Source organism: Amaricoccus sp., from assembly GCF_036846665.1.
Classification (GTDB): domain Bacteria; phylum Pseudomonadota; class Alphaproteobacteria; order Rhodobacterales; family Rhodobacteraceae; genus Amaricoccus.
This window is the reverse complement of record NZ_DAIUBO010000024.1, coordinates 1-25,742: the sequence shown is the minus strand read 5'-3', so window position 1 is coordinate 25,742 and position 25,742 is coordinate 1. Positions and strand designations below refer to the sequence as shown.

Here is a 25,742-nt window from a genome sequence, read left to right as displayed (position 1 = left end):
GGGGCGGGGCGGGCGCTGCCCGGCGGTGCCCGCCGGGCGGGATGGTGGTGCTGGGCGCGCCTGAAGCTGGCCGCCTCCACGGATGTGGTCGCTCTGGTGCGGTTGCGCCGCGAACACCGTCGTCCGGCGCTTCCCTCTTGCCATCGGGCGAAAGTTATGTAATCAATCGTTTGATTGAAAACTGCATCGGACATGCCATGGCCGCCCCGGTCCGTCAGGCTTCGGAGAAGACTCGCCGTGCGATCGTCGAGGCCGGTCTGCGCGGATTCGGCTCCAAGGGCTATGCGGCGACGAGCACGCGCGAGATCGCGGCGCTGGCCGAGACCAATGTCGCCTCGATCGCCTATCATTTCGGCGGCAAGGAAGGGCTTCGCACCGCCTGCGCCGAGCATGTGGTCGCCACGCTCGGCGCCGTGCTGGCCGCGGATGCCCCGGAGGAGGAGGCGACGGATCCCGCGCTCGCCCGGGCGCGGCTCACAGGGCTCGCGGAGCGGATGGTGCATTTCCTGCTGCTGCGCCCGGAGGCGCATGCGATCGCGGGCTTCATGATCCGCGAGATGGCCCAGCCTTCGCCGGCGCTCGACGCCATCTACGACGGGCTGATCGCGCGGCTGCATCCCAGGCTCTGCCGGCTCTGGGCCGCCGCCACGGGCCGCGAGGCGGAAAGCGCCGGCGTCAAGCTCGCGGTCTTCGGGATGATCGGCCAGATCGTCTATTTCCACCTCGGTCGGCCGGTGGTGACGCGCCGGATGGGCTGGAGCGGGATCGCGGCACCCGAGGCCCGGGCGATCGCCGCGATGATCGCCGCGACGCTCCGCGCGCGGCTCGACGCGGACAGGGGGGACGCGGACAGGGGGGATCCGGCATGAGCCCCTTCGTCTGTGCGCTGCCGCTGATCGGCGGGCTCTTCGGCGCCTGTGCCGGGGAGGCGCCGCTCGCGGTCGGCTATGTGGAGGGGGAATACGTCCATCTCGCGCCGGTCACCAGCGCCGAGCTGACCGAGGTCGCCGTGCGTGCCGGCGACCGGGTCGCGGCCGGGCAGCTGGTGGCGCGGCAGGAGAGCACCGATGCCGAGATCGCGCTGGTCGAGGCCGAGGCGGCGCGCGGCCAGGCGGAGGCGGAGCTCGCCAACCTGCGCGAGGGCAGCCGGCCCGAGGAGATCGCGGTGATCGAGGCCAGCCTCGATTCGGCGCGGGTGCGGCTGCGCGAGGCGGAGCGCGAGGCGGAGCGCCAGACCCAGCTCTCCCGGCGCGGCATCGTCGCGGATTCGGTGCTCGATCACGCGGTGGCGGAGCGCGACGTCGCCGCGACCGCCGTGGCCGAGCTCGAGGCGCAGCTCGGCGTCGCCCGGCTGCCGGCGCGGGAGGGGCTGCTGCGCGCCGCCGAGAGCCGGCTGCGGGGCGCCGAGGCCGCCGAGCGCCAGGCCGCCTGGCGGCTCGAGAAGCGGACCATCGACGCGCCGGTCGCGGGCGAGGTCGCGGATGTCTTCCGCCGGGTGGGCGAGCTCGCCGGGCCGAGCGCGCCGGTGGTCTCGATCCTGCCGGAGGCGGGCTACAAGCTCGTCGCCTTCCTGGGCGAGGCGAGCCTTGCCGGGCTCGACCTGGGCGAGCGGCTGGCGGTGCACTGCGACGGCTGCCCGGAGGGGCTGACCGCGACGATCTCCTTCATCTCCGACGGGCCGGAATTCACCCCGCCGGTGATCTATTCGGTCGAGAACCGCCAGAAGCTCGTCTACCGGATCGAGGCGCGGCTCGACCCCGAGGCGCGGCTGCTGCGGCCGGGACAGATCGTCGACGTCTCGGCCGCAGCGCCCTGAGCCGCCGCCATGGCCGAGAACGTCATCGACGTGCGCCACCTCACCAAGCGGTTCGGATCGCGCGTCGTGGTGGACGACGTGTCGATCCGGGTGCGGCGCGGCGAGATCGTCGGCTTCCTCGGGCCGAACGGCTCGGGCAAGACCACCACGATCCGCATGATGTGCGGGCTCCTGCATCTCGACGGCGGCAGCGGCGAGGTGCTCGGCCACGACCTCGCCACCGAGAGCCGGCGGATCAAGGACCAGGTCGGCTACATGACGCAGAAGTTCTCGCTCTACGAGGATCTGACCATCGAGGAGAACCTCGACCTGGTCGCGGGCCTCTACCGCCTGCGTGCGCCGGGCCGGGTGGTGCGCGAGACCCTCGACGGGCTGGGGCTGACCTCGCGGCGGAGGCAGCTCGCCGGAAAGCTCTCCGGCGGGTGGAAGCAGCGGCTGGCGCTGGCGGCCTGCATCATGCACGGGCCGCAGCTCCTGCTGCTCGACGAGCCGACGGCGGGGGTCGATCCCAAGGCGCGGCGCGAGTTCTGGGACGAGATCCACCGGCTGGCCGCGGGGGGCATGACGGTGCTCGTCTCCACCCATTACATGGACGAGGCCGAGCGCTGCCACCGCATCAGCTACATCGCCTATGGCAAGCTGATCGCGGAGGGCACCGTGGCCGAGGTGATCGCCAGCGCCGGCCTGACCACCTATGTGGTCGCGGGGCCCGATCTCGGCGCGGTGGGCGCGGCGCTGCGGTCGGCAAGGGGCGTCGACCAGGTCGCGGCCTTCGGCGCCGCGCTGCATGTGGTCGGCGCCGATGCCGCGGGCCTGCGCAAGGCGCTCGATGCCGCCGCCGCCGGCCGGGACGTCACCGTGCGGCCTTCCGAGACCAGCCTCGAGGATGTCTTCATCCGCTACATGGGCTCGGCGGAGGACAATGTCGCATGAGGATGCCGGTCTCCCTGCGGCGGCTGCGGGCGCTGCTCGCCAAGGAATTCATCCAGATGCGCCGGGACCGCATCACCTTCGCGATGATGCTCGGCGTGCCGCTGATCCAGCTGATCCTCTTCGGCTTCGCCATCAACAACGATCCCAAGGCCCTGCCCGCGGCGCTGGTGAGCGCGAGCCACGACCAGTATTCCCGGGCGATGATCTCGGCGCTGGAGCTGACGGGCTATTATCGCTTCACCCATGTCACCGACAGCGCCGCCGAGGCGGAGGCGCTGATCCGGGCGGGCGACGTGGCCTTCGTGGTGACGATTCCTTCCGATTTCGGGGCGCGGGTGGTGCGCGGGGATGCGCCGCAGATCCTCGTTGAGGCCGATGCCACCGATCCGGCCTCGTCGAGCGGCGCCATCTCGACGCTCGGCACCGTCGCCGAGCAGGCGCTCCTGCGCGCCAAGGGCGAGGAGGCGCAGGCGGCCGAGGCCGCCGCGGGCCGGCTGGAGGTGGTGGTGCACCGGCGCTACAACCCCGAGGGGATCTCGCAATACAACATCGTGCCGGGGCTCCTGGGGGTGATCCTGCAGATGACAATGGTGATGATGACCTCCATGGCGCTGACCCGCGAGACCGAGCGCGGCACCATGGAGAACCTGCTGGCGATGCCGGCGACCTCCACCGAGGTGATGCTGTCGAAGATCCTGCCCTATCTGGCGGTGGGCGCGGTGCAGGTCGGGGTGGTGCTGCTGGCGGCGCGCACGCTCTTCTCGGTTCCCTTCCTCGGGCGGCTCGACGTGCTGATGCAGGCGGTCTTTCTCTTCGTGCTGGCGCTGGTGCTGCTCGGCTATGCCATCTCGAGCTTCGCGCGCACCCAGATGCAGGCGATGCAGCTGACGTTCTTCTTCTTCCTGCCGTCGCTCTTGCTCTCGGGCTTCATGTTCCCCTATCGCGGCATGCCCGGCTGGGCGCAGACGCTGGGCGAGATCTTCCCGCTCACCCATTTCATCCGGGCGATCCGGGCGGTGATGCTGAAGGGCGCGGATCTCCCGGCCATCGACCGCGAGATGGTGATCCTCGCGCTCTTCGTCGCGATCTATGCCGCCATCGCGCTGGTGCGCTTTCGCCGGACGCTGGACTGAGACCGGTGGCGTCGATCGCATGCAGCACGAAGGCGCGGAAGGCGCCGGCCTCGTCCACGCCGCGCTCCCGCGGGCTGCGCCCCGCGCGGCCCGCGGAGCATTTCCCCGGCGGTGCGAGCCGCAGGGCGAGGGGTGCAGCTTCACCGCCGGTCGCTACGCTCGACCGGGCCGGGGGCCTTCGGCCCCGGGGCGGGATGGCCGGCTAGGTGCTTTACATCGGCGCCGGCTGCGACATCATCGGCGCATGACTCGTGCGCGTCCGACCACCCGCCTGCTTGCGATGCTGCTCGCCGCGGTTCTCGCCGCCTGCGGCCGGCCGCCGGAGCTCGTCGGCATCGACAATCCGCAGGTGCCGGCCGAATCGGTCGCGGAAGCGCGCGAGCACCGCCTGTTCATCATGTCGACCCGCGCGGCCTCCGAGGTGATCGGAGCTTTCTACGGCGCCGGCCGCGCACCCGATCTCGGGCTCGCCTCCGTCGACGTCACCGTGCCGCCGACCCATGTCTCGGGGCATCTCGAGCGGCCCGAACAGCTGCCGCCCGACCCGCGCAGCGAGTTCGCGGTGGTCGACCCGGCCATCTACGGCAGCGAGACCGCCTTCATCCGCGCGATCGACCGGGAGCTGGCGCGGCGCCCTGCGGGCCAGCGCCAGCTGCTGCTCTTCATCCACGGCTACAACAACACGACCAGCGACGCGATCCTGCGGCTGACCCAGTTCGTGCACGACACCGGCTTTCCGGGGGTGCCGGTCCTGCTGACCTGGGCCTCGGCCGCGCGGGCGCCGCGCTATGTCTACGACCTCAACAGCGCGCTGGTCGCGCGCTCGAAGCTGAAGGACGTCGCCGGCATCCTCGCCCGGACCGAGGCCGGCAGCTTCGACATCTTCGCCCATTCCATGGGCACCCTGCTCGCCATGGAAGGCTTCGTCGATGCGCAGGATGCCGGCCGGCTGGATGCCGGGGGGCGCATCGAGACGGTGATGCTCGCCTCCCCGGACATCGACATCGACCTGTTCCGCAGCCAGATCGGCCGGCTGCCGGTCTCCTTCCGCCAGAAGATGTACCTGCTGATCTCCCATGACGACGGCGCGCTCAGGGTCTCGCGGGCGATCGCGGGAGGCGTTCCGCGGGTCGGGGCGGCGGATGCGGCGGAGCTGGAGAACCTCGGCGTCACCGTGATCGACCTCTCCGAGATCGACGATTCGAGCGCCGGCAGCCACGCCAAGTTCGCCGGCTCGCCGGAGGTGGTCCAGCTGATCGGCGCCGGCCTCAACAGCGCCGGCCGCTTCGGCGTCGCCACGACGCCCGGTCTCGGCGAGCTGCTCGCCGAGGTGCCGATCCGGATCTTCGGCGAGTGAGGCCGGACGAGCGCCTGCCCCCTGCGGGAGCGCGGCCCTGGCCGCCGATGGCGGCATGGCGCCCCGCCCGGCGGCCTTGGGGCGGGAGCTATCGCGGCTCGAGCCGCCAGTTGCCGGGCGGCTCGGCGGGCGCGGCCGCTTCCTGCGCGGCCTCGAGATAGATGGAGATCACGAAGGCCGCAGCGGGGTCCGAGAGCGTGCCCGAGGCGAGAAGATCCGCGAAGGTCTCCACCTGCGACCAGTCCTGTGCCCAGGTCAACGCCCTGGCGGCCTCGGCGGCGAGCGCAGGCGGGCCGCTGGCCGCCAGGGAGCGGAAGGCGGCGTCGATGCCGGGGCGCAGCGCCGGATCGCCACCCTGCGCGAGGGTCGAGAAGGCGATGACGATCTCGCGCAGCGCCTCGGGGTCGCGCGGCTTCTGGTCAACGTAGAGCGCGCGCAGCCGCGCGATCGCGAGCAGCCCGTCGACCTCGCCATAGGCGGTCGCCCAGGCGGCGAGATTGCTGCGGATGCCGTGGCGGGCAGCGGTGGCCACGGCGTTGCGCACCAGCCTCCGGTCCCGAGCGTCCTCGGAGAGCCCGAGAAAGAGGATGTGGATCGGTGCCCATGCCGTCCGCATCGGGTCGCGCAGGACTTGGCGGATCTCGTCTCCCGATACCCGCGGGCGGAGGGTCCGGATCAGGGAATAGGGGGCGGCGGAGAGCTCGGTCAGGGCGAGTTGGCGGATGGTCGGGTCCGGATGGTCGTGGCGCTCGGCGAAGAAGGCGAAGCGCGCGGTGCCGTCGTCGAGCTCCCAGGCGGTGGCGGCGGCGAGGATCGCCTCGGCCATGCGCCGGACGGGCGGCCCGGCATAGGCGAGCGCCATCCATCCCTCCTCGGGTGAATGTGCCATGAGCACGGCATCGGATGGCGCGGCCTCGAGCCGGCGCCGCGTGGCGCTGTCGACAAGCAAGGGAATCGGTGGCGCCGAATTGCCCCGAAGGAGCCGTACCGGCGCATAGGTGAAGGGCCGCCGCGGATCCTCCCGCGCGAGCGCCACCACATCCGCCTCGATCAGCCGGTCGGCGATCGTCCTTTCGGGCAGGGTGATGCAGGCAAGGCAAGCGGCGGCCGGACCCGCGGCAAGCGTGGCTGCGGCGACGAGGGCGAGGCCGGCCGCCGCCTTCGCGCGACGGATGCGTTCGGCAAGTCTCCAGATCACTTGGTGCTTCCCGTTTCCCGATTGCCGGTTGCACGCCCTCCCGCTCCGATCATAGGGCTCGGGCAGCGTCGCGGCAATCTGTCGGCCGCGGCGCATCGCGAGCACGGCCCGGGCAGGCGCGCCAACGGCATGGGCCCGGCGCCTGCCCGGAGGATGGCGGCCTGGCCTGTCCGAGACCCTGCGGGTATGCTCGGTCCGATCCTTTGGCGAGGTCAGCATGGGTGGACGCATCCCTGTCCTGGCGGCTGCCGCGCTCTGCGGGGCGATCGGCCTGGCCGTGGTCATCCTGCTCGCGCGCCTGCCGGACGAGCAGGGCGCATCCCTGCTGGCCTGGGACGACACCGCCGCCGTCTCGCGGGGGCAGGCGCTCTACGCCACGCATTGCGCCGCCTGTCACGGCCAGCCGGCGGCGGGCAGCCGGGCTTCGTCGGCCGTGCCGGCGCCGTCCCACGGTCTGGGAGGCACGATGGGCTCGGGTTCGTCCCCCGCGCTCGCGGCGCCTCACGATGCCAGCGGGCACAGCTGGCAGCATCCGGATTACGCCCTGATCCAGCTGACCAAGAGCGGCCAGTCCGATGCCACCTGCCGCGTGCTGGAGGACGGCGCGATGCCGAAGTTCGGACAGACCCTGAGCGACCGGGAGATCATCGACATCCTGTCGTACATCAAGTCGACATGGCCCGAGGAGGTTCGCGCGAAGAACGACGCGATCAACCGTCTCTACAGGGGCCAGAACGCCGCGGTGCGCGATTTCCTCGCGCTCTGATGGATGAGGGCCTGCCCGTGCGGCCGCGCTCGACGCCGGTCGGGACGCCGTTCGACGGGCACCGGGGCCAGCCGTCCCGAGGATGCCGCAGGAATCCCCTCGGCGGCTGTCGCCAGCCTGCGTTCCTGGAGCCGGTCGAGCTCGGTGAGGGCGGCTGCGCGGTCGCTAGGGTGTCGCGCGAGTGCCTTGGCGAAGGCGCGGGCCACCGAGCGCGGGCTCCAGGGCAGCGCCGCCGCGGCAAGCCAGACGCGCAGGTCGGCCGGCAGCCGGTCGTAATCCGCCATCGGGCAGCCGTCGCGCCGCCGGCGGCGCAGGCCGGTGCGGCCGAGGTTGCCGGATCTCATGCAGCGGCGCCCCAATTCGGGAACGGGTCGGGCAGTTGCGCCCAGGCATGTGGCTCGAAGGCCTCGCCGGGCACGAGGCAGGCGTCCAGGGCCGCGGCGATCGCCGCCTGATCGAGCCCTGTCCCGATGAAGACCAGTTCCTGCCGCCGGTCGCCGAAGCTCGGATGCCACTGCGCCTCGACCTGCGCCAGCATCTCGGGATGGCGCGGCCAGCGGTCCCGCGGCACGGCGGTCCACCAGCGGCCGAGGCCGGAGGTCTGCGCCACCGCACCGGCGAGGCTGAACTCGCCGACCCAATCGGGCCGGGTCGCGATCCAGAAATGGCCCTTGGCGCGGATCACGCCGGGCAGCGGGCCGGTCAGCACGGCCTGGAGCCGCGCCGGGTGGAACGGCCGCCGCGCCCGGTAGACGAAGGAGGAGATGCCGTATTCCTCGGTCTCGGGCACGTGATGGGCGAAGCCGTAGAGCTCCTTGGCCCAGAGCGGATGCTCGTGGGCGCGGTCGAAGTCGAAGCGGCCGGTGTCGAGCACCTCCCAGAGCGGCACGTCGGCGAAGTCGGTCTCGATCAGCCGCGCATCGGCGTTCAGGCTGCGGACGATCTTGCGGGCGGTCTCGGCGAGCACCGGCCCGGCGTCGCCGACCTTGTTGAGCACGACCACATCGGCGAACTCGATCTGCTCGACGAGCAGGCTGACGATGGTGCGCTCGTCGTCTTCCCCGAGCGATTCGGCGGTGTCGCGGAGGAAGTCCTGGCTCGCGTACTGGCCGAGCAGGTTCACCGCATCGACCACGGTCACCATGGTGTCGAGGCGGGCGACGTCCGAGAGGCTCTCGCCGTCCGCGTCGCGGAAGGCGAAGGTCGCGGCGACCGGCAGCGGCTCGGCGATGCCGGTCGATTCGATGACGAGATAGTCGAAGCGACCCTCGGCCGCGAGCCGGCGCACCTCGGCGAGCAGGTCGTCGCGCAGGGTGCAGCAGATGCAGCCGTTCGTCATCTCGACGAGCTTCTCGTCGGTGTGGCTGAGCTCGGCGCCGCCGGCGCGCACGAGGTCGGCGTCGATGTTCACCTCGGACATGTCGTTGACGATGACCGCGACCCGGCGGCCCTCGCGGTTGGTCAGGATGCGGTTGAGGAGCGTGGTCTTGCCGGCGCCGAGGAAGCCCGAGAGCACGGTGACGGGGAGGCGGTCGAAGGGTTCGGCTGTTTCGAGCATGGCGGGCCCTGGTTGGGTGAGTGTGCAAAGGGAGATGACCGACCCGATCAATCGGGCGGCAAGGGTGGACCGCTGGTCGTGGTCAGTGCGCTTTCATCTCACGCAGCTTCTCTTTGGCATCCATCGGGAATGCGGCCGCTCCGGGGGGCGGCCACGGTGGCCCGGCTTGCGCATCATGCGGGAGGAAGAGCCACCCGACCGTGACCTCCGCGGCGCTGGCAGCTGCAGCGGTGACCGCCAGAACAGCGGCCGTCGTTGCCTCGGGGCGCATCGTGTTCCTTTCCCTGCCCATGTCCGATGCGGCGAAGCGAAGCCGGCGTTCCCCGTTTCCTTCGTTGCCGGGAGGCGTGTCGACATGAGATCGAATCGTTACAGTATAACAGTTCCGCGACTCGTTACAGCATAACGCATCGCTCGGACAAGGGTCCTCGGCGCGGTATATGCCCGGGATGCGAGTCCATCGGCACCGACCGGCAGCCTGCGCCTCGCCGGTGGATGACGCCGGCGCGCTTCTGTCCCGGAGGCGCTCGCGAATGCGGGGCCGGAGGCTCGGCGCGTGCCGTCATCCCGACGCTTTGCGCATGGCGGATCCTGCGCCGGGGGAGGCTCGGATGGCCGGTGGAGGGGATGCGGACCGATGGGGATCCGCGCTGGCCCCGGAGGCTCGCAGGGCGAGCGGGACGCGGCCCGTCGCTGGGATATTGACATTACCCGAGTTATTCAGTCAGATATTTCCCGACCCCAGCCATCCTGTGCCTTCGCAGGAGAGCCCGGATCCTTACTTCAGGGACACGGAAGCTTTGCGATGCGCCACGGCAGGGAAGAGCGAGACGAGAACGAGGAGCGCCGTCCGGGGGCGGGCGGCGAAGACGCTCTCGAACTGATCCATCTGGCGCTCGACTGCCCTCCTCCGTCCGATTTCGCGCTCGAGGCGCTTCTTGACCGAACGGAACGCAGCCAATGATCCACGCCAAGCCCTCGCCTGTGCCGCGGGACATGCCCAGCGAGCCCCCGCGCTATGATGCGAAAGCGCTGACCGATCCGGACGGTGTGGCGCGGATCGAGCTCGACGGGCAGATCTACACGCTCCGGATCACCCGGCAGAACAAGCTCATACTTACCAAGTAGATGCCGCGCCGCGCGGCGAAAGGGCGACGTCCCGGGATGCCGCGAGGCCTGCGCTGCGTGAGCCTCGTGCGCGGTCGGGAATGCGGGAGCCGGATGCGGCGCACCGCCGCGCAAGCGTGCCTGGCATCCGCCGCGTCGGTCTCGCCGGGCTTCGCCAGGGACGGCGGCATTCGGGCAGGCGCTCGGTCGGGACGCCTTCAGGACCGGGCATGGGGATCTCGTGCAAGGCCGGCGCGGGTGTCGATCCAGCGGGCGGCACCGGCGGCCACGGCATCATAGGCCGCCCGGCCGAGTGATTCGCCCGCATCGGTGTGAAGCCCGGCAAAGGCGGTGCGGCCCGGCGGCGCGGCGAGCGCGATGCAATCGGTGCCCGTGCCGGTGGCCGGCCCTTCGGGCAGGGCGAAGCCGGCATCGATCACCGCTGCGGTGCGGGCCTGGACCGCGATGGTCAGCGCCTCGATCTGCGCCGCCCTGGTCAGCCCGGCGGAACAATCCAGAACCATGTTGATCGTGCCCCATCGGGCCGGGTCGAAGCTCTGCCGGTGACCGACGCGCTCGGCATTGGAGAGGCCCACCGTGGCAAGGCAGTGCACCATCACGTCGCCGGCCTGCGCGGAACGGCACTCGAAGGCCGAGATGTCGCGCGAGGTCAGGAGTGCCGGGGCATCGGCGAGCCCCGTCGCGACCAGTTCGCGACCCAGCCAGAGCGCGGCGTCCAGGTCCCGGGGCAGATCGCGGTTGCGCACCTCGCGGATGACGATCCGCCGGGCGGCGACGAAGCCGGGCCGGTTCAGCGTCCAGCTGAGCACCCGCCGCGGCGCGCCCAGATCGGCGATCAGCCAGGGGGCGGTGTGGAGGAGCTTCACCGCCCCGCCCCCGCGCGGGCGATGGGCAGCAGGAGCAAGCCCTCGGGCGCCGCCTCGCGCCAGACGGTGATGCCGAAGACATCGGCCAAGCGCTCGGGCGAGAGGATCTCGGCGGGCGCGCCATCGGCCACGATCCGGCCGGCCCGCATCATCACCAGCCGGCTGCAGAAGCGCGCCGCGAGGCCGAGATCGTGGAGCGAGACCACCACGCTCCGCCCGGCGGCGGCGAGATCCTTGAAGACGTCCATGGTGGCGATCTGATGCGCCGGATCGAGCCCCGCGATGGGCTCGTCCGCCAGCAGCAGCGGCGTCTCCTGGGCTAGCGCGCGGGCCAGCAGCACCCGGGCCTGCTCGCCGCCCGAGAGCTGCGTGGCGATGCGGTCGCGGAAGGCGCCGAGGTCCATCCGGTCGATCGCGCGGGTGACGGCCACGGCATCGGCCGCGGCGCCGCGCGCCTCGTAGGGCATCCGGCCGAGCGCCACGACGGTCCCGACCGTGACGGGCCAGGCGATCTCTCGCGCCTGCGGCAGCCAGGCCGCGTGGCGGGCGCGGGCGGCCGGGGGCAGTTCTGCCAGAGACGAGCGGCCGCGATGCGGCAGCAGCCCGAGCGCGCCGCGCATCAGCGTCGTCTTGCCGGCCCCGTTCGGGCCGATGAGCCCCACCACCTCGCCCGGAGCGATGGAGACGGAAACCGCATCGACCGCGGGACACCGGCCCCGCAGCACCGTGAGCCCCTCGATGGAGAGCAGGGTCATGCCAGGTCCCTCCGGGTCCGGTAGACCAGATGCAGGAAGAGCGGCGCGCCGACGATGGCGGTGAGCACGCCGAGCTTCAGGTCGCTCCCGGGCAGGATCAGCCGCACCGCGATATCCGCGGCCAGGACCATCGCCGCGCCGCCGAGCGCCGAGGCGGCGAGCAGGCGGCCGGGACGCGCCCCGACCGCGCCGCGCAGCAGGTGCGGCACCACGAGGCCGACGAAGCCGACCGCGCCGGCCACCGCCGTGGCCGCGCCGACCATGGCGGCGACGCCGGCGACCAGCATCAGCCGGAGCCGGCCGAGCCGGGTGCCGAGCGCTTCGGCCGCATCCTCGCCCAGCGTCAGCGTGTCGAGCCTGCGCCCCAGGGGCAGGAGCAGCGCCGCGCCGAGCGCCACGAAGGGCGTGGCCAGCGCCACATGCAGGAAGGAGCGGTCGGCCAGTGATCCCAGCATCCAGAAGACGATCTCGGAGGCGGCGAAGGGGTCGGGCGAAAGGTTGAGCACCAGCGAGATCAGCGCGCCCGCCAGCGCCGAGACCGCGATGCCGGCGAGGATCAGCGTGAGCGAGCCGCCGCGCGGACCGGCGAGCAGGAGCAGCAGCGCCACCGCGACGCCCCCGCCGGCAAGCGCCGCCAGCGGCACCGCCAGCGCGAAGGCCGCGGCCAGCCCGGTCTGGATCGCCAGCACGGCACCGAGCGCCGCCGAGCCCGAGACCCCGAGCAGGCCGGGCTCGGCCAGCGGGTTGCGCAGGTAGCCCTGCATCGCCGCGCCCGAGAGCCCGAGGCTCGCCCCCACCAGGATGCCGAGCAATGCCCGCGGCAGCCGGATCTCGCGCATCACAAGCGTCATCGGCCCACCGTCGCCGAGGACCAGCGCGCGGAAGCCCTGGCCCGGCGAAATCCCGGCCGGCCCCACGAGCAGCGAGGCGAGGAAGAGCGCCGCGACCAGGGTCGCGAGCCCGGCGAGGAGCCAGCGGTAGGGGATCATGGCGATTCGGGCAGCTCCTTTCGCGCCTCGGCCAGCCCGGCGATGGCGCGCAGCACATGGGGCGTGCCGCAGACCCAGTCGCGGTCGGTCAGCGGCGCGGTTCCGGCGCGTTCCTGCAGGGCCAGCAGCGCGGGGTGGCTGAGCACCTCCTCGGCACGCGAGGCGCCGGGCCAGGGCTGCGGCAGCACCACCAGGTCGGGGTCGAGCATCACCAGCTGCTCCAGCGGCAGGACGCCGCCGACCGACAGGCCGACCTCCTCGGCCACATTGGCGAAGCCGGCCGCCTCCAGGATCGCCCCCGACAGGCTCGCCGGCCCGGAGGCATAGCCGCGGGCGGCATAGATCGCGGCTCGCGGCGGATCGGCGACCGTCTCCGACAGCGCCGCGAGGCCGGCATCGAATTCGGTGACCAGCATCGCGGCGGCTTCCTCGCGGCCGAGCAGCCCTCCCATCTCGGCGATCCGGTCGCGCACCTCGTCCAGCGAACGGGCGGGCGTCATGGTCACCACGGGAATGCCCAGCCGGCGCAGCATCGAGACCGTGGCCCGGGCGGTGAAGCTGCCGGCGACGACCAGATCGGGGTCGAGCAGGAAGATCTCCTCGGCCAGCCCGTGGTTCGCCGGCCAGGCCAGCGCCTCCTCCGCCATCGCCGAGCTGCGCGGGTCCTGCGCGAGGTAGGAGACCGAAAGGAGTTGCCCGGGCGCGGCCAGCATCATCGCGAGCTGGTCGGTACAGAGGTTGATCGACACCACCCGCTGCGGCGCCGCCTGACCCGGCCCGGCAAGGGCGAGGCTCATGGCGAGGACAAGGCGGAGCGGGTGGCGCATGGTCAGAAATTCGCCGCCACGCCGGCATAGAAGGTCCGGCCCGGCGCATCGTAGCCCAGGATTTCCTGGTATTGCTCGTCGAACAGGTTGTCGATGCGCGCGGTCAGCAGCAGCCGATCGCTCAACTGGTGCTGGGCCGTGACGTTGACCAGGGTGTAGTCGTCGAGTTCCACCCGGTCGGCGCCGAAGGACGGGGTGGTATAGTCGAAGTCCCAGTTGCCGTTGACATAGCGCAGGTCGGCCCCGAGAAGCGTCCTGTCGTCGGGGAGCCGGTAGTAGGCGCGCAGGCCCAGTTCGTTCTTCGGCCGCCGCACCTCGACCGCACCGTCCGGGTCGGTGGCATCGAGCCAGGTGAAGTCGGCACCGAGCGTCAGGCCGTTGTCGAATGCGAATTCCGCCGAGACCTCGACGCCGTTGCGGTCGCTGGTGCCGTCCTCGTTGTAGGGGGTCGATTCGCCGGTGGCCGGATCGTAGGTGCTGGAGATCTCGTTGGTCAGCTCGGACCGGAAATAGGTGGCGTTGACCACCGCCCGGTCGCCCAGGAACCGCTGCTCGACTCCGATGTCCCAGCCGATGCTCTCCTCCGGCTCCAGGTCGGGATTGCCGATCCAGGTGCCGGGGTTGTAGCCGAACTGCTCGTACATGGTCGGATTCTGGACGCCGGTTCCTGCCGAGGCATGGAATCGCGTGGTGGCGTTCGGCAGCAGGTAGGAGAGCCCGACCGACCAGGTGTCGGTGTTCGCGAAATCGCCGTCGTTGTCGTCGTGCCGCCCGGTCGCCTGCAGGGTGAAGGCATCGTCGAGGAAGCTGCCGCGGTATTCCAGCACGTAGCCGTAGAGCCTCCGCCTCTGCTCGTCGAGCATCGCGGAATCGAAGACCAGCGACGGCTCGTTGTTCCGGAAGGTCTCCTCCTTGCCCTCGACCAGGAAGCTGAGGATCTGGGCGGAGCTGTCGACGTCGAAGCCGTCGAGCGCCACGGTGCCGCGATAGGCGAGCCGCGACCTCGTGGCGGTGGTGTCCGAGGTCGCGGCGCCCTGATCGGTATCGACCGTGTCCATGGTGCCCGAGTAGAAGGTGACCTCGCTGCGGAACCGGCCCTCGACGGCGTCGATCGTGGCGAAGGCGGAGCCGAAGAAATCCCTGACCTCGGTCTCGAGGTCGCCATCGGTCACCAGGTCGTCGATTGTGGCCGCGCCCCAGTTGGACTGGTCGTAATCCGAGGTCCGGTGCACGTAGCGCAGGGTGGCGCCCAGGGTGATGTCGTCGTTCACGAAGAACGCGCCGCGGGCGTTCAGCGTCGTGTTGGCGTCGCCGTCGTCCTCGCCCCCGCTGCCGGAGATGTCGTAGCCGTCGGTCACCCGCCGCGCCGCGGAGACCGAGACCTGCCCGCGTTCGCCGCCATAGCGCAGCGACAGGCGGCCGCCGCCGCTCTGCTGGGTGCCGAGCTCGGCCTCGGCATTGCCGGCGAAGCCGGGCTCGGCGGCGCCCTCGGTGATGATGTTGATCACCCCGCCGATGGCGTTGGAGCCGAAGACCGAGGATTGCGGGCCGCGCAGCACCTCGATCCGCGCGATGTCGTCGGTCAGCAGGTTGGCGAAGTCGTATTCGCCGCTCGCCGGGTTCGAGACTTCCACGCCGTCGACCAGTACCAGCGTGTGATTGCCCTCGGCGCCGCGGATGCGAACCTGGGTGAAGGTGCCGGTGCCGCCACTCTGGCTCACCGCCACGCCCGGCAGCGCGCGCAGCGCTTCGGCGGCATGGCGGATCTGGCGTTCCTGCAGGTCCTGACCGGTCACCACGGTGACGGCACGGCCGTAGCGTTCGGCCTCGATGGGCGTCAGGCCGCCGCCGACGATGATCTCGTCGAGCCGGAGCGGTGCGCTGTCCTGGGCGACGGCGGAGCCTGCGGCCAGCACCAAGGCGCCGACGGCCGGAAAGGAATGTCTCATCTCGAACCCCGTAGATCGGGCGGCATGGGCCGCTCCGGTGACCTTCTCGATGTCGTTGGACGGGGCCGGCCCGATCCGCAGACGGTTGCATGCGCCACCACTGCGGAGAGTCCGCCGTCCGCCATGCACCCCGCATGGGAACCGGGTGATCCGTTCTGGCAGGTCTCCTGACTTGCGGGTCGTCGCAGGCACCGGCCTTCCCGCAGGACATGTCCCGCAGTGGCATCATCGGGCCCGCTCGCCGCTTACAGTTGCGGGGGCAGTCACGGAATCGGCACGAGGCGCCTCACCGTGTTCCCTTTTGTCGGGCGGCATGCCGCCCGAACCAGAACGGAGGCATTTAGGGCGGCAGGCCCGGCCCTGCCAAGCATTAACTGCGGCGGAGCCTCCGCCAGCGAGCGCGATATGGCATCCCTGCCGTTGCGGCCCCGATCCCATGCCAGCGGCCCGACCGACCGACCGATCCCTGAGCCCGGGGCCGAACCCCGGGAACGGGAGAAGGCCGCGCGAGGCGCTCCCGTCCCAGGCAGCGACCGGGTGGCCGCCTGTGTCGGGAGGGGTGCCGGCCCCTACCCTTTCCGCCGCGTCGGCGGTTGCCGGGCGGCCGCCGAAGATGCCTAGCGGATGTCGGCCGGCGCCTGGAGCGCGAGCGAGAAGCTCCGGCTGATCAGCGACGGCAGGACCGTGATATGCTCCGAACCCGCGAAGGCCTGGTGCGAGACCGAGAGCCCGCGCTCGGAGAGGGGGGCGAGGATCTCGGCCATGCGCCCGGCACCCACCACCATGTCCGGCAGCTCCTCGGCCCCGACCCCGATGAAGAGACTGCGTCCCTCGAGATCGGCCGCGGCCGGGTCGAAGGCCTCGGCGCGCGCGAGGATCTCCTCCCCGTTCCACCAGACCGACGGGCTGCCGGCGACCCAGGTCGCGAAGAGCGTCGGGCGCGTCAGGAAGGCGTGCAGCGTGAAATAGCCGCCGAGCGAATGGCCGAAGAGCGTCGCCCGCGCCGGATCGGTGGGCAGCCGGCGGCCGATCTCCGGCATCAGCTCGTCCGCGATGAAGTCGAGGAAGGCATCCGCCCCGCCGAGCTCCGGGAAGGGCGCACCGTTCCCGCGCTTCGGCAGGGCCGAGGGATCGGCCGGCGTCGTATAGTCGAAATAGCGCCGCGCGGTGTCGAAGGGCTCGTCCGTCTCGTAGCCGATCGCCACCACCGCCGCCGGCTCGAAGCCCTTCGGCGGGCGGGTCTGCAGCCGCATCGCCTCGGCGGCGGTCTGGAAGGTCGCGTTGCCGTCGAGGAAATAGAGCACCGGATAGCCCGCCTCCGGCGCCGGCAGCAGCGGCCGGGCGAGGAGGATGCGATAGCGGCGCCCGGTCTCGGCGGCGGTCATCACGAAGCTCTCGGAATTCGGGACGACGACCGGATCGGCCGCCGCCGGCATGGCCGCGACCAGGGCCGCCGCGAGAAGGACGCCGCCCCGCATGGTCAGAACCGCCCGGTCAGCGACACGTAGAACCGCCGCCCCTCGACGTTGAAGTCGTCGGCGACCTCGCGCTCGATCGTCTCGTCGAAGAGGTTGAGGATGCCGCCCTGGAGGGTGAGGTTCTCGCCGAAGTCGTAGCTCGCCATCAGGTCGGCGGTCGTATAGGCGTCGGCATCGACGGCATTCGCCATGTTGCCGTCCTGCGGGACGTAGGTGTACTGGTCCCCGACGTAATTCACCGTCACCGAGGTGAAGAGCGCCGTCGTCGCCTGCCATTCGACGGCGAGATGGCCCGAATGCTCGGGGTTGTAGGCCAGCGGCACGTCGAGGCCGCCGCTGGTATTGGTCGCGTCGAGATAGGTGTAATTGGCCCGGAGCGTCACGCTGTCGGTGACGTCGTAGCGCGCGGCCGCCTCGAGGCCCTGGGTGCGGGCGGATTCGATGTTCTCGTAGCCGAAGATCGGGATCCCGTCCGAGGTGAAGCCGACGAAGTTGTCGAAGGTCGGCGCGACCGCCGGGTCGCCGGTGCGGGCCGGCGGGAACTGGATCATGTCGTCGAGGTCGTTGCGGAAGATCGTTCCGGTCAGCGCCAGCGGCCCCTGCTCGAAGACCGCGCCGATCTCGTAATTGTTGCCGGTCTCGGGATCGAGATCCTCGCTGCCGCGCAGGAAGCAGCCGCCGCCGCAGGAGATCTGGTCCCAGTTCGGGCTGCTCTCGAGCAGGGTCGGTGCCTTGAAGGCCTGCGCCCAGCCGCCCTTGATCGTCAGGGATTCGGTGACGTTGTAGACGCCGTAGACACGCGGGCTCCAGTGGTCGCCGAACTTCTCGTTGTTGTCCACGCGGGTGCCGAGGGTCAGCAGGAAATCGTTGCCGAAGGCGACCTCGTCCTCGAAATAGACCGCCGCCTGCCACATGGACGAGGTGCCGTCGCCGGTCAGCACGTAGTCGTCGTCGATCTGCTGGTAGCGGTATTCGGCCCCGAGGGTCAGCGTCTGCGGCAGCGATCCCTCGATCGGCAGCACCACCCGGCCCTCGGCGCCGCGGTTGTAGGCGGTGTTCGGCTGGTCGACCCCCGCGACGTTGCCATGGCCGTATTCGTTGTCGATCTGGTCGCCGTAGAGCCGCAGCTCGGTGGTGCCGAAGTCGTAGTCGCCGTAATGGGTGAGCCCGTAGTCGAAGCGCTTCATCGGGAAATCGCCCTCGACGCGACGCTCGTAGCCGAGGTCGAGGTCGACGGTGTTCTGCACGTTCGGTGCCCAGCTCAGCGTGCCGTGGATGAAGCGGTCGTCCTGTTCGGCGAATCCCGGCCAGGGATCGACCGCCCAATCCTCGCCCGGCGCGGGGTTGTAGTCGTCGCTGCTGGCGTCGCGATGGGTGACGTTGCCGTAGAGCTTGAAGCCGAGCCTGTCCTCGACGATCGGCCCGGTCAGGAAGAAGCCGGTGCTCCAGGTGTCGCCGGCGTCGCGGTCCTGTTGCAGCGTGTAGTCCGCGGTCAGCGAGCCGTGCCATTCGTTCGAGACCGGCTTGGTGATGATGTTGATGACGCCGCCGATCGCATCCGAGCCGTAGAGCGAGGACATCGGGCCGCGCACCACCTCGATGCGCTCGATGGCGTCGAGCGGCACCCAGCCCGAGTCGAAGGCATTGCCGCGGAAGAGGTTCGGCGCGCTGTCGACCCGCTTGCCGTCGATCAGGAACAGCGTGTAGCGCTCGGGCAGGCCGCGCATCTGCACCTGTTCCTGGTTGCCGACGCGGTTGATGGTGATGCCCTCGACCCGGGAAAGCACCTCGGCCACGTTGGTCGCGGGCGTCTGCGCGATGTCCTCGGCCGTCACCACGCTGACGCTCGCGGGAGCGTCGCGCAGGTCGGACACCCCGCCGGTCGCGGTGACCACGAGCTGGTCGAGAACGAAGCTTTCCTCCTGGGCGCGGGCGGCCGTGCCCGGCGCCACCGCGGCCGCCCCGGCCAACAGCAATCCAAGCGCCTTCCGGCGCCGCAGTGTCAGAATCATGTCCAGCGTCCCTCGCAGTGAAGATGATCGCTGGCGGTCTCGGAACGAGGTGGCTGGCTTGGTCCGTCGAAGCGCGACGGCGCTTCGCCGCACGCCCGTTATCGTTCCTGATTCATTTCGTCAAGTTTGCTCGAACCCTTGCGACATGCCCCTGGGATGGTCAATCTGACAAGTGCGATCGGTCGCGGCCGGGCCTTCCGAAGGAGAAGCGGATGCGGTCGATGCCGCTGCGGCGGGCTCCGGAGGTAACGCGCACGTGTTGGGCGCCGCCGGCGGTCCTGAGCGATACTGAACCGCGCAGGGAGGAGCGGATGAGCAGAGGCCATGCTTTGTCGGAGGGCGGCCGGAGCGGTGGCGCTGCGCTGGGAATCCTGCTGGGGCTGATGCTGGCGGGCTGCGCCTCGGGCGTTCCGGTCGAGCGTCAGGTCGTGGTGCCCGGAGCGCGGTTCCAGGCCGTGCAGGGCGAAGCGCGGCTCACGGTCCGGACCTTCCTCGAAGACGAGGCCGGGGAGCGCCAGGAGGTCCTCGGCGCAAACTGCGCCGTCAGATCGAGCCTCTATGAGACGGAACTCGTCACGCCGTCCGTTCTCGTCCTGCCGAACTTCGGGCCGCAGTCGCCGGAGCTCGAATTCGCCTGCCGCGCCGGCGAACTGGCCGGCGCGGGCCGGGCGGATATCGACACCTTCTGGCGCAGCTATCCCGGCGGCTGGGGCTATCCGGGTCCCTATCCGTGGCGGCCGCCATACGGCTGGGGCGGGTGGGGACTCTACGGACCGGCCTATCCGGTCTCGAACTACCCGAACGTGTCGATCACCCTGCGCTGAGGGCGGCGCTCCGGACCCGGACCTGCACACGGCGCCACCGGCCTCCCGGCGACACAGGTGCCGGGAGGCCGCTTTGCCGGTCAGAAGCGTGCGCGCAGGGAGAGTTCCGCGCCCAGGCCGTCGCCGTAGACCACCGTGTCGTAGAAGCCGGTGGTGCGGTAGTATTTCTCGTCCAGTACGTTGGTCACGTTCAGCTGCAGGGCGATGTCGTCGCTGATGTCGTAGCGGCCGCTCACGTCGAAGATCGCGTAAGGATCCTGGACGATGTTCGGCAGGTCGCCCTCCCAGGGAATGCTGTCGGTCTGGCTCTGCCAGCGCATCGCCCCGCCGACCGTCAGCCGGTCGTCGAGAATGCCGGGGATCCGGTAGTCGGTCGCGAGCTTCAGCGTGTTGCGCGGCTGATCGGTGAAGAGCTCGTTGCCGTCCCGGTCCTCGGAATAGCGATAGGTGAAGCCGCCCGAGACGTTCCAGCGCTCGTTGATCGCTCCCGCCATCTCCAGCTCGAAGCCGCGCGTCGTGGTCCCCTCGATCGATTCGTAGACGCTGCGATCCTCCGCCTCGATGGTGTAGAGGTAGTTCGCCACGTCCCTCTGCTCGGTCCAGAACACCGCCGCCGCGGCGTAGAGGGCGCCATCCATCAGACCCGCCTTGGCGCCCAGCTCGTAGTTGTAGCCGTAGGTCGGGTCGAGGTAGTTGCGATCCAGGTCCTGGAACAGCTGCGGCTCGTAGATGCTCGTGATGCTTCCGTAGACCGACCAGGTCTCGTTGACGTCGTAGGTCGCGCCGACATAGGGCGTCACGATGCCGCTGTAATCATACTCGAACGGCGCGAGGGAATAGGGATCGGTCTGCCTGCCGTCCCACCAGTTCAGGCGCGCCCCGCCGATCAGCGACAGCGCGTCGGTGGCACGGAAGCGCAGCGCGCCGTAGAGGCCGATCTGCGTGACGTCGTTCGTCCAGAAGCGGTCCGGCTCCGAACCCCATTCCGGCTCCGGGTAGGAGCCGTCCCAGTCGAAGAAACTGCCGATCGGCGCGATGTCGCCGACGATCGGGTAGCCCTGCTGGTCGCTGTCGGCCTTCGAGCCGAACGCGCCCAGCACGAAGTCGTGCATCCGCCCGATCGCCTCGAAGTCGCCGTTCAGCACGGCATTCAGCGAATCCTGCGTCCCGTCGCCGGTGTAGCGGTCGGGATAGGGTTCCACGCCGATGCCGGTATCGTGGTCGGGAAGGCCGTAGAGATAGAGCAGCGTCGAATCGAAGTCGGTGGCCAGACGGGTGTAGGTCAGCCGCCCGGTCCAGCCGTTGTCGAAGAGATGCTCGAGGGCGGCGAAGGCCTCGGTGCGGCCGGTCTCGAGCCGGGTCCAGGGCGCGGCGCTGGTCGCCCCCCGGGGCCAGTCGATGAGCGCGAGATCGCTGTCCCACGGCGGCAGCCCGGCCCAGGTCACGCCGTTGCTGTCGGTCTGCTGGTGGCTGATGCCGGCGGCGAGCAGCGTCCGCTCGGTCAGGTCGACCTCGATCGCGCCGTATCCGATGGCACGGGTCTTCTCGTAGTGGTCGATCCAGCCGTCGCGGGTTTCCGCCGCGCCGATCAGCCGGCCGCGCACCGTGCCGTCGGCGTTCAGCGGTCCGGAGATGTCGATCTCGCCGCGCACCGCCTCGGGATAGCCGAGGAGCACCGCGGCCTCGCGCCGCAGGAAGTCGGTCGGGCGCTTGCGGATCAGGTTGATCGAGGCGCCCGGCTCGCCCGCGCCCTGCATCAGGCCGGTGGCGCCGCGCACGATCTCGACATGGTCGTAGATCGCCATGTCCACATTGGCGTCGTCGAACTGCCAGCCGTCCTCGCGCGCCACCGGCACGCCGTCGAACTGGTAGCTGTCGATCTCGAACCCGCGCGAGTAGAAGTTCACCCGGTCCGATTCGTAGGCCTGCACGGTGATGCCGGTCGCCGTGTCGAGCGCCTCCCCGATCGAGGTGATGTCGCGCGCCCTTATCTGGGCGTCGGTGATCACGCTCGTCGACTGCGGCGTTTCCTTCTGGCTCAGGGGCATGCCTGTCGCCGAGCGCATCCATTCGGTGGTCCAGGACCCGGAATCCTCCGTGGTCGTGCCCGGCGCCGCGGTGACCTGGAGCGTGTCGAGGACGAACGCCGCTTCGCTCGATGCGAGGGCTTCCTCCTCCGCGGACGCTCCCTCCCCGGCTTCGGCCCCCGCCGCTTCCTGGGCGGCGAGCGGCTGCCAGGCGGCCGCCCAGACCGTCGTGCCGAGGAGCGCGGCCAGAGCGGGCCCCGATACCGCGAATCCCGCGATGCGTTGAGACATTCTCGACCCCACCCATGGTTTACGACCGGCTGGCGGGGGGCTGGCTCGTCGAGTCGACCGTTAGGGAAATCGTGACATCCGGTCCAGCAGCGGCCCGGCGGTGCCGGGTCGGACGTTGCCGAAATGCCGCATCGCGGCGCCGGCCGGGACCGCGGCCGGCATCAGCCGGGATCGGCCAGGTGGTGCAGCGCCAGCGGCGCGTCCCCATGGCGGATCACGGAAATCCGGACGCCGTAGATGGACCGCAGGTGATCGGGGCGGATGACCTCCGCGGGCGTGCCTTCGGCCACCACGGCACCCTCGCGCAGCGCGACGATGCGATCGGCCCAGGCGGCGGCGTAGTTGATGTCGTGCAGAACGACGACGACGGTGCGGCCGTGGTCGTCGGCGAGGGAGCGCAGGCGGTGCATCAGCGCCCGGGCATAGGTGAGATCGAGGCTGTTGAGCGGCTCGTCGAGCAGCAGGTAGTCGGCGGCCTGCGCGAAGGTCATGGCGACGAAGGCGCGCTGGCGCTGGCCCCCGGAGAGCTCGTCGAGGAAGCGGCCGGCGAGGGATCCGAGGTCGAATTCGGCGAGGGCGCGGCCGACCGCCGCGTGGTCCTCCGGCCCCGGCCGTCCGCCCGACCGCGGGTAGCGGCCGAAGGTGACGAGGTCGCGCACGGTCAGGCGGGTGGCGATCGCGGTGTCCTGGCGCAGCACCGCGAGCTTCAGCGCCAGCTCGTTCGAGGGCGTGCGGCTGACGTCGAGCCCGTCGAAGGCGATCCTGCCGGCCTGCAGCGGGATCAGCCGGGCCATCAGCGACAGCAGCGTGGACTTGCCGGCGCCGTTCGGCCCGATCAGCGCGGTGATGCCGCCCTTCGGGATGCGGAGCGACACGTCCCGCAGGACCGGGCTGCGGCCAAAGCCGTGGCTGACGCGGTCGATCTCGATCACGTCGGCCGAGCCCGCAGGAGCAGCGCCAGGAACAGCAGGCCGCCGGCGAATTCGATGACGACGCTCAGCGTCGACTGAAGCCCGAGCACGCGCTCGAAGAGCGTCTGGCCGGCCACGAGGATGGTCGCGCCGATCAGCGCGGCGGCGGGCAGCAGATGCGCGTGGTGCGGCGAACGGACCACGAGATGCGCGAGGCTCGCCACGATCAGCCCGAAGAAGGCGACCGGCCCGACGAGGGCCGTCGACACCGAGACGAGCAGCGCGACGATCAGCAGCGTGAAACGCCCGATGGCGTCGTATCCGACCCCGAGTCCGATGGCCGGCGCACGGCCGAGCGCCACCACGTCGAGCGCGTGGCGCAGGCGCCAGGTGGCCGCGCCGCCGGCGCCCGCGAGCAGCGCCGCGAGGGCGAGGAGATCGGTCTCCACGCTGCCGAAGCTCGCGAAGCTGGCGCCCTGCAGGACGGCGAAGGCATTCGGATCCATCAGGCGCTGGAGAAAGGCGGCGAGGCTGCGGAAGAGCGTGCCGAAGATCACGCCGACGAGCAGCATCCGGTGCAGGTCGTGCCGTCCGCGACCGAGCAGGAGCCCGAGCAGGGACGCCGAGGCCAGCATCATCAGCCCGGTCTCGGCAAGGAACTTCGGCCGCGCGTCGAGCATGGCGTAGCCGAGGCCGCCGAGCAGAAAGACCAGCGCCGTCTGCAGCAGCACGTAGAGCGCGTCGAACCCCATGATCGAGGGGGTGAGGATGCGGTTGCCGGTGACGGTCTGGAACAACACGGTCGCGACGCCGACGGCCGCGCCCACCAGCGCGAGCGCCGCGAGGCGCAGGCCGCGGAACGGCAGCAGGAAGCTCCAGCTCCCCTTCGCCCCGAGGGTCATGAAGGCGAGCGCGGCCAGCGCCAGCAGCGCGGCGAGCACCAGCAGCCGGTCACGCGGCACGGCGCGGCTCGTGCAGCAGCAGGTAGAGGAAGAGCACCGAGCCGACGACGCCGAAGACGGTGCCGACCGGGATCTCGTAGGGGTAGCGGATCAGCCGGCCCAGGATGTCGCAGACCAGCACGAGTCCCGCCCCGGTCAGCGCCACCCAGGGCAGGGTCCGGCGCAGATTGTCGCCCATCACGCGGCTGACGAGGTTCGGAACGACGAGGCCGACGAAGGGGATCATGCCGACGGTCACGACGACGAGCGCGGTGATGATCGCCACCATGGCCAGGCCGAGCCCGACGATGCGGCGATAGTTCAGCCCGAGCCCCAGGCTCGCGTCGCGTCCCAGGCTCGCGATGGTGAACCGGTCGGCCACCAGATAGGCGAGCGCCGCCACCGCTCCCGAGACCCAGAGCAGTTCGTATCGCCCGGCCAGGACGCCGGAGAACTCGCCGTTCAGCCAGACCGCGAGATATTGCAGCAGATCCGCCTGATAGGCGATGAAGGTCTCCGCCGCGCCGAGCACGCCGCCGTAGACGAGCCCGACCAGCGGCACCAGAAGCGGCTGGGTCGGCGGCAGCCGGCGGACGATGACCAGGAACACCGCGGTCGAGGCGAGCGCGGCGAGGCTCGCCGCCGCCATGCGCAGGAAGAGCGGCGTCGCCGGGGCGAACAGCGTCACCGCCAGCAGCCCGAGCGCCGCGCCCTGGCCGGTGCCCGCCGTGGTCGGCTCCACGAAGCGGTTGCGCGCGATCACCTGCATGATCACCCCGGCCGTCGCCATCGAGGCGCCGGTCAGGAGCACGGCGAGCGTCCGGGGCAGGCGGCTGACCCAGAGCAGGCGCTGCGAGGCCCTGTCCGAGGTCAGGTCGAAGGCGTCGAAGTCGCCGACGCCGATCGTGAGGCTCAGGAGCGCGAGCCCGGCAAGCCCGGCGGCGGCGACGGCCGCACGGCTCATTCCCCGAAGGCGTCCGCGACCTGGTCGAGGAGGCCGGTCAGCGAGCGGATGCCGCCGCTGGCGATGTAGATGCTCGGCGCATCGAGGAAGGCGAGCTGGTCGGCCTGCCAGGCCCTGGTGCCGGCGACCAGCGGATTGTCGAGCGTCTGCCGCGCCGCCTCGGCCGTCTCGCCGATCGCCGCGGCCCGGTCGACGATGATCAGCCAGTCCGGATCGGCCTTCTGCACGAATTCGAACGAGATCGCCTCGCCATGGGTCGCCGCCTCGACGTCCTCGACCGCCGCCGGCAGCCCGAGGTCCTCGTGGAGCCAGCCGAAGCGCGAGCCGGGGCCGAAGGCCGAGACCTTCGGCCCGTCGGTCATCAGGATCAGCGCATCGCCCTTTCCGGCCGCCGCCGCCCGCGCGCCGGCGAGGGTCTCGTCGAGCCCGGCGGCGAGATCCGCGGCCTCCGCCTCCTTGCCGAAGAGCCTTCCATAGGCATCGAGCCGCGCCTTGGCCGATTCGGCGAGCGAGCCCTCCCATTCGATCGTCATGTCGATGGTCGGCGCGATTTTCTCCAGCGCCGCCACCTGGGCCGACGATCGCCCGCCGGCGACGATCAGATCCGGCTCGAGCGCGGCCACCGCCTCGAAATCCGGCTCGAACAGCGTGCCGACCGGCGCGGCCGCATCCTCGAGATGCGCGAGATAGGAAACATAGAGCGGCGTCGGCACCCCGACCGGGACGATTCCCAGCGCGTCGATGGTGTCGAGAGCCGCGATGTCGAAGACGACGACCCGCTGCGGCCGCTCCACCTCGACCGGCCCGCGGGCCGTCTCGATGGTCACCGGATCGGCGGCCGCCGCTCCGGCCAGGAGCACGAGCGCGAGCGTAGCACGTAGAGCCATGATGTTGTTCCCCTCGAAGACCTGCATGGCTCGGCGGGAGGCCTGGCTCTGCGACGCGTGCGCCGCATCTAGGGGCGGCGGGGGGCGCGCGGCCCGATAACCCCCCTAAACGGGGAAACTACCCCCCCCGCC

At 70.9% G+C, this 25,742-nt stretch carries 24 protein-coding genes and 1 riboswitch; of the genes, 9 read left to right on the top strand and 15 right to left on the bottom strand.

Annotated features, from left to right (window positions below; genetic code table 11):
• Window positions 1–197 precede the first annotated feature (197 nt).
• The 5 genes from V7050_RS04090 (at window position 198) to V7050_RS04070 (ending at window position 5,239) form a co-directional block, all read left to right on the top strand.
• Window positions 198–869: a CerR family C-terminal domain-containing protein gene (locus V7050_RS04090; RefSeq protein WP_324370682.1), complete on the top strand. Its 672-nt coding sequence runs from the start codon at window positions 198–200 to the stop codon at window positions 867–869.
• Window positions 866–1,816 (top strand): HlyD family secretion protein, encoded by a 951-nt coding sequence (locus V7050_RS04085; protein ID WP_324373666.1) that lies wholly within the window; start codon window positions 866–868, stop codon window positions 1,814–1,816. The genes V7050_RS04090 and V7050_RS04085 overlap by 4 nt, the downstream gene beginning before the upstream one ends.
• 9 nt (window positions 1,817–1,825) lie before the next feature.
• A complete protein-coding gene (locus tag V7050_RS04080; protein ID WP_324368910.1) occupies window positions 1,826–2,749 on the top strand; it encodes an ABC transporter ATP-binding protein in 924 nt (307 codons plus the stop codon).
• Window positions 2,746–3,882: an ABC transporter permease gene (locus tag V7050_RS04075; RefSeq protein ID WP_324368912.1), complete on the top strand. Its 1,137-nt coding sequence runs from the start codon at window positions 2,746–2,748 to the stop codon at window positions 3,880–3,882. Before V7050_RS04080 ends, V7050_RS04075 begins: the two co-directional genes overlap by 4 nt.
• Window positions 3,883–4,126: 244 nt before the next feature.
• Entirely contained in the window at window positions 4,127–5,239 is a 1,113-nt protein-coding gene (locus V7050_RS04070; RefSeq protein ID WP_324368914.1) for an alpha/beta hydrolase, read from the top strand.
• A gap of 88 nt (window positions 5,240–5,327) precedes the next feature.
• On the opposite strand, the gene V7050_RS04065 is transcribed toward V7050_RS04070, so the two are convergent.
• Window positions 5,328–6,437: a hypothetical protein gene (locus tag V7050_RS04065; protein WP_324368916.1), complete on the bottom strand. Its 1,110-nt coding sequence runs from the start codon at window positions 6,435–6,437 to the stop codon at window positions 5,328–5,330.
• Between the two features lie 217 nt (window positions 6,438–6,654).
• On the opposite strand from V7050_RS04065, the gene V7050_RS04060 reads away from it, so the two are divergent.
• Entirely contained in the window at window positions 6,655–7,203 is a 549-nt protein-coding gene (locus V7050_RS04060) for a c-type cytochrome (protein ID WP_324368918.1), read from the top strand.
• On the opposite strand, the gene V7050_RS04055 is transcribed toward V7050_RS04060, so the two are convergent.
• Complete coding sequence (locus tag V7050_RS04055) at window positions 7,158–7,547, bottom strand: DUF6525 family protein (protein WP_324368919.1); 390 nt, start codon at window positions 7,545–7,547, stop codon at window positions 7,158–7,160. The genes V7050_RS04060 and V7050_RS04055 overlap by 46 nt on opposite strands.
• The gene (gene zigA, locus V7050_RS04050; protein WP_324368921.1) at window positions 7,544–8,761 is read right to left on the bottom strand and encodes a zinc metallochaperone GTPase ZigA; all 1,218 of its coding nucleotides are present in this window, start codon (window positions 8,759–8,761) and stop codon (window positions 7,544–7,546) included. The genes V7050_RS04055 and zigA overlap by 4 nt, the downstream gene beginning before the upstream one ends.
• Window positions 8,762–9,566: 805 nt before the next feature.
• Here zigA and V7050_RS04045 point away from each other — a divergent pair.
• Both V7050_RS04045 and hemP read left to right on the top strand, forming a co-directional pair.
• Window positions 9,567–9,725: a hypothetical protein gene (locus V7050_RS04045; RefSeq protein WP_324368923.1), complete on the top strand. Its 159-nt coding sequence runs from the start codon at window positions 9,567–9,569 to the stop codon at window positions 9,723–9,725.
• Window positions 9,726–9,757: 32 nt separating this feature from the next.
• Window positions 9,758–9,889, top strand: a complete 132-nt coding sequence (hemP, locus tag V7050_RS04040) for a hemin uptake protein HemP (RefSeq protein WP_324368931.1) — start codon at window positions 9,758–9,760, stop codon at window positions 9,887–9,889.
• 197 nt (window positions 9,890–10,086) lie between these two features.
• Here the strand turns inward: hemP and V7050_RS04035 are convergent, their stop codons facing one another.
• From V7050_RS04035 to V7050_RS04005, 7 genes are all read right to left on the bottom strand, one after another.
• Window positions 10,087–10,755, bottom strand: coding sequence for an adenosylcobinamide amidohydrolase (locus tag V7050_RS04035; RefSeq protein ID WP_324368925.1), 669 nt, complete (start codon window positions 10,753–10,755; stop codon window positions 10,087–10,089).
• The gene (locus V7050_RS04030) at window positions 10,752–11,510 is read right to left on the bottom strand and encodes an ABC transporter ATP-binding protein (RefSeq protein ID WP_324368927.1); all 759 of its coding nucleotides are present in this window, start codon (window positions 11,508–11,510) and stop codon (window positions 10,752–10,754) included. The genes V7050_RS04035 and V7050_RS04030 overlap by 4 nt, the downstream gene beginning before the upstream one ends.
• Entirely contained in the window at window positions 11,507–12,496 is a 990-nt protein-coding gene (locus V7050_RS04025) for a FecCD family ABC transporter permease (protein WP_324373671.1), read from the bottom strand. Before V7050_RS04025 ends, V7050_RS04030 begins: the two co-directional genes overlap by 4 nt.
• Window positions 12,496–13,326: an ABC transporter substrate-binding protein gene (locus V7050_RS04020; RefSeq protein ID WP_324367824.1), complete on the bottom strand. Its 831-nt coding sequence runs from the start codon at window positions 13,324–13,326 to the stop codon at window positions 12,496–12,498. The genes V7050_RS04025 and V7050_RS04020 overlap by 1 nt, the downstream gene beginning before the upstream one ends.
• Before the next feature lie 2 nt (window positions 13,327–13,328).
• Window positions 13,329–15,275, bottom strand: a complete 1,947-nt coding sequence (locus V7050_RS04015; protein ID WP_324367822.1) for a TonB-dependent receptor plug domain-containing protein — start codon at window positions 15,273–15,275, stop codon at window positions 13,329–13,331.
• A 140-nt stretch (window positions 15,276–15,415) separates the two neighbouring features.
• Window positions 15,416–15,620, bottom strand: a riboswitch (cobalamin riboswitch).
• A 272-nt stretch (window positions 15,621–15,892) separates the two neighbouring features.
• Window positions 15,893–16,753 (bottom strand): alpha/beta hydrolase, encoded by an 861-nt coding sequence (locus tag V7050_RS04010; RefSeq protein ID WP_324367820.1) that lies wholly within the window; start codon window positions 16,751–16,753, stop codon window positions 15,893–15,895.
• 2 nt (window positions 16,754–16,755) lie between these two features.
• A complete protein-coding gene (locus tag V7050_RS04005; RefSeq protein WP_324367818.1) occupies window positions 16,756–18,765 on the bottom strand; it encodes a TonB-dependent receptor domain-containing protein in 2,010 nt (669 codons plus the stop codon).
• A 311-nt stretch (window positions 18,766–19,076) separates the two neighbouring features.
• On the opposite strand from V7050_RS04005, the gene V7050_RS04000 reads away from it, so the two are divergent.
• A complete protein-coding gene (locus tag V7050_RS04000) occupies window positions 19,077–19,589 on the top strand; it encodes a hypothetical protein (RefSeq protein ID WP_324373667.1) in 513 nt (170 codons plus the stop codon).
• Between the two features lie 80 nt (window positions 19,590–19,669).
• Here the strand turns inward: V7050_RS04000 and V7050_RS03995 are convergent, their stop codons facing one another.
• From V7050_RS03995 to V7050_RS03975, 5 genes are all read right to left on the bottom strand, one after another.
• Window positions 19,670–21,907 carry a TonB-dependent siderophore receptor gene (locus V7050_RS03995; protein ID WP_324367814.1) on the bottom strand — a complete coding sequence of 746 codons (2,238 nt, stop codon included), beginning with the start codon at window positions 21,905–21,907 and terminating at the stop codon, window positions 19,670–19,672.
• 161 nt (window positions 21,908–22,068) lie between these two features.
• Entirely contained in the window at window positions 22,069–22,839 is a 771-nt protein-coding gene (locus tag V7050_RS03990) for an iron ABC transporter ATP-binding protein (protein WP_324367812.1), read from the bottom strand.
• Complete coding sequence (locus V7050_RS03985; protein ID WP_442885303.1) at window positions 22,836–23,720, bottom strand: iron chelate uptake ABC transporter family permease subunit; 885 nt, start codon at window positions 23,718–23,720, stop codon at window positions 22,836–22,838. Before V7050_RS03985 ends, V7050_RS03990 begins: the two co-directional genes overlap by 4 nt.
• 49 nt (window positions 23,721–23,769) lie before the next feature.
• Window positions 23,770–24,723, bottom strand: coding sequence for an ABC transporter permease (locus V7050_RS03980; RefSeq protein ID WP_324367808.1), 954 nt, complete (start codon window positions 24,721–24,723; stop codon window positions 23,770–23,772).
• Complete coding sequence (locus V7050_RS03975; RefSeq protein WP_324367806.1) at window positions 24,720–25,610, bottom strand: siderophore ABC transporter substrate-binding protein; 891 nt, start codon at window positions 25,608–25,610, stop codon at window positions 24,720–24,722. Before V7050_RS03975 ends, V7050_RS03980 begins: the two co-directional genes overlap by 4 nt.
• Window positions 25,611–25,742: the final 132 nt, after the last annotated feature.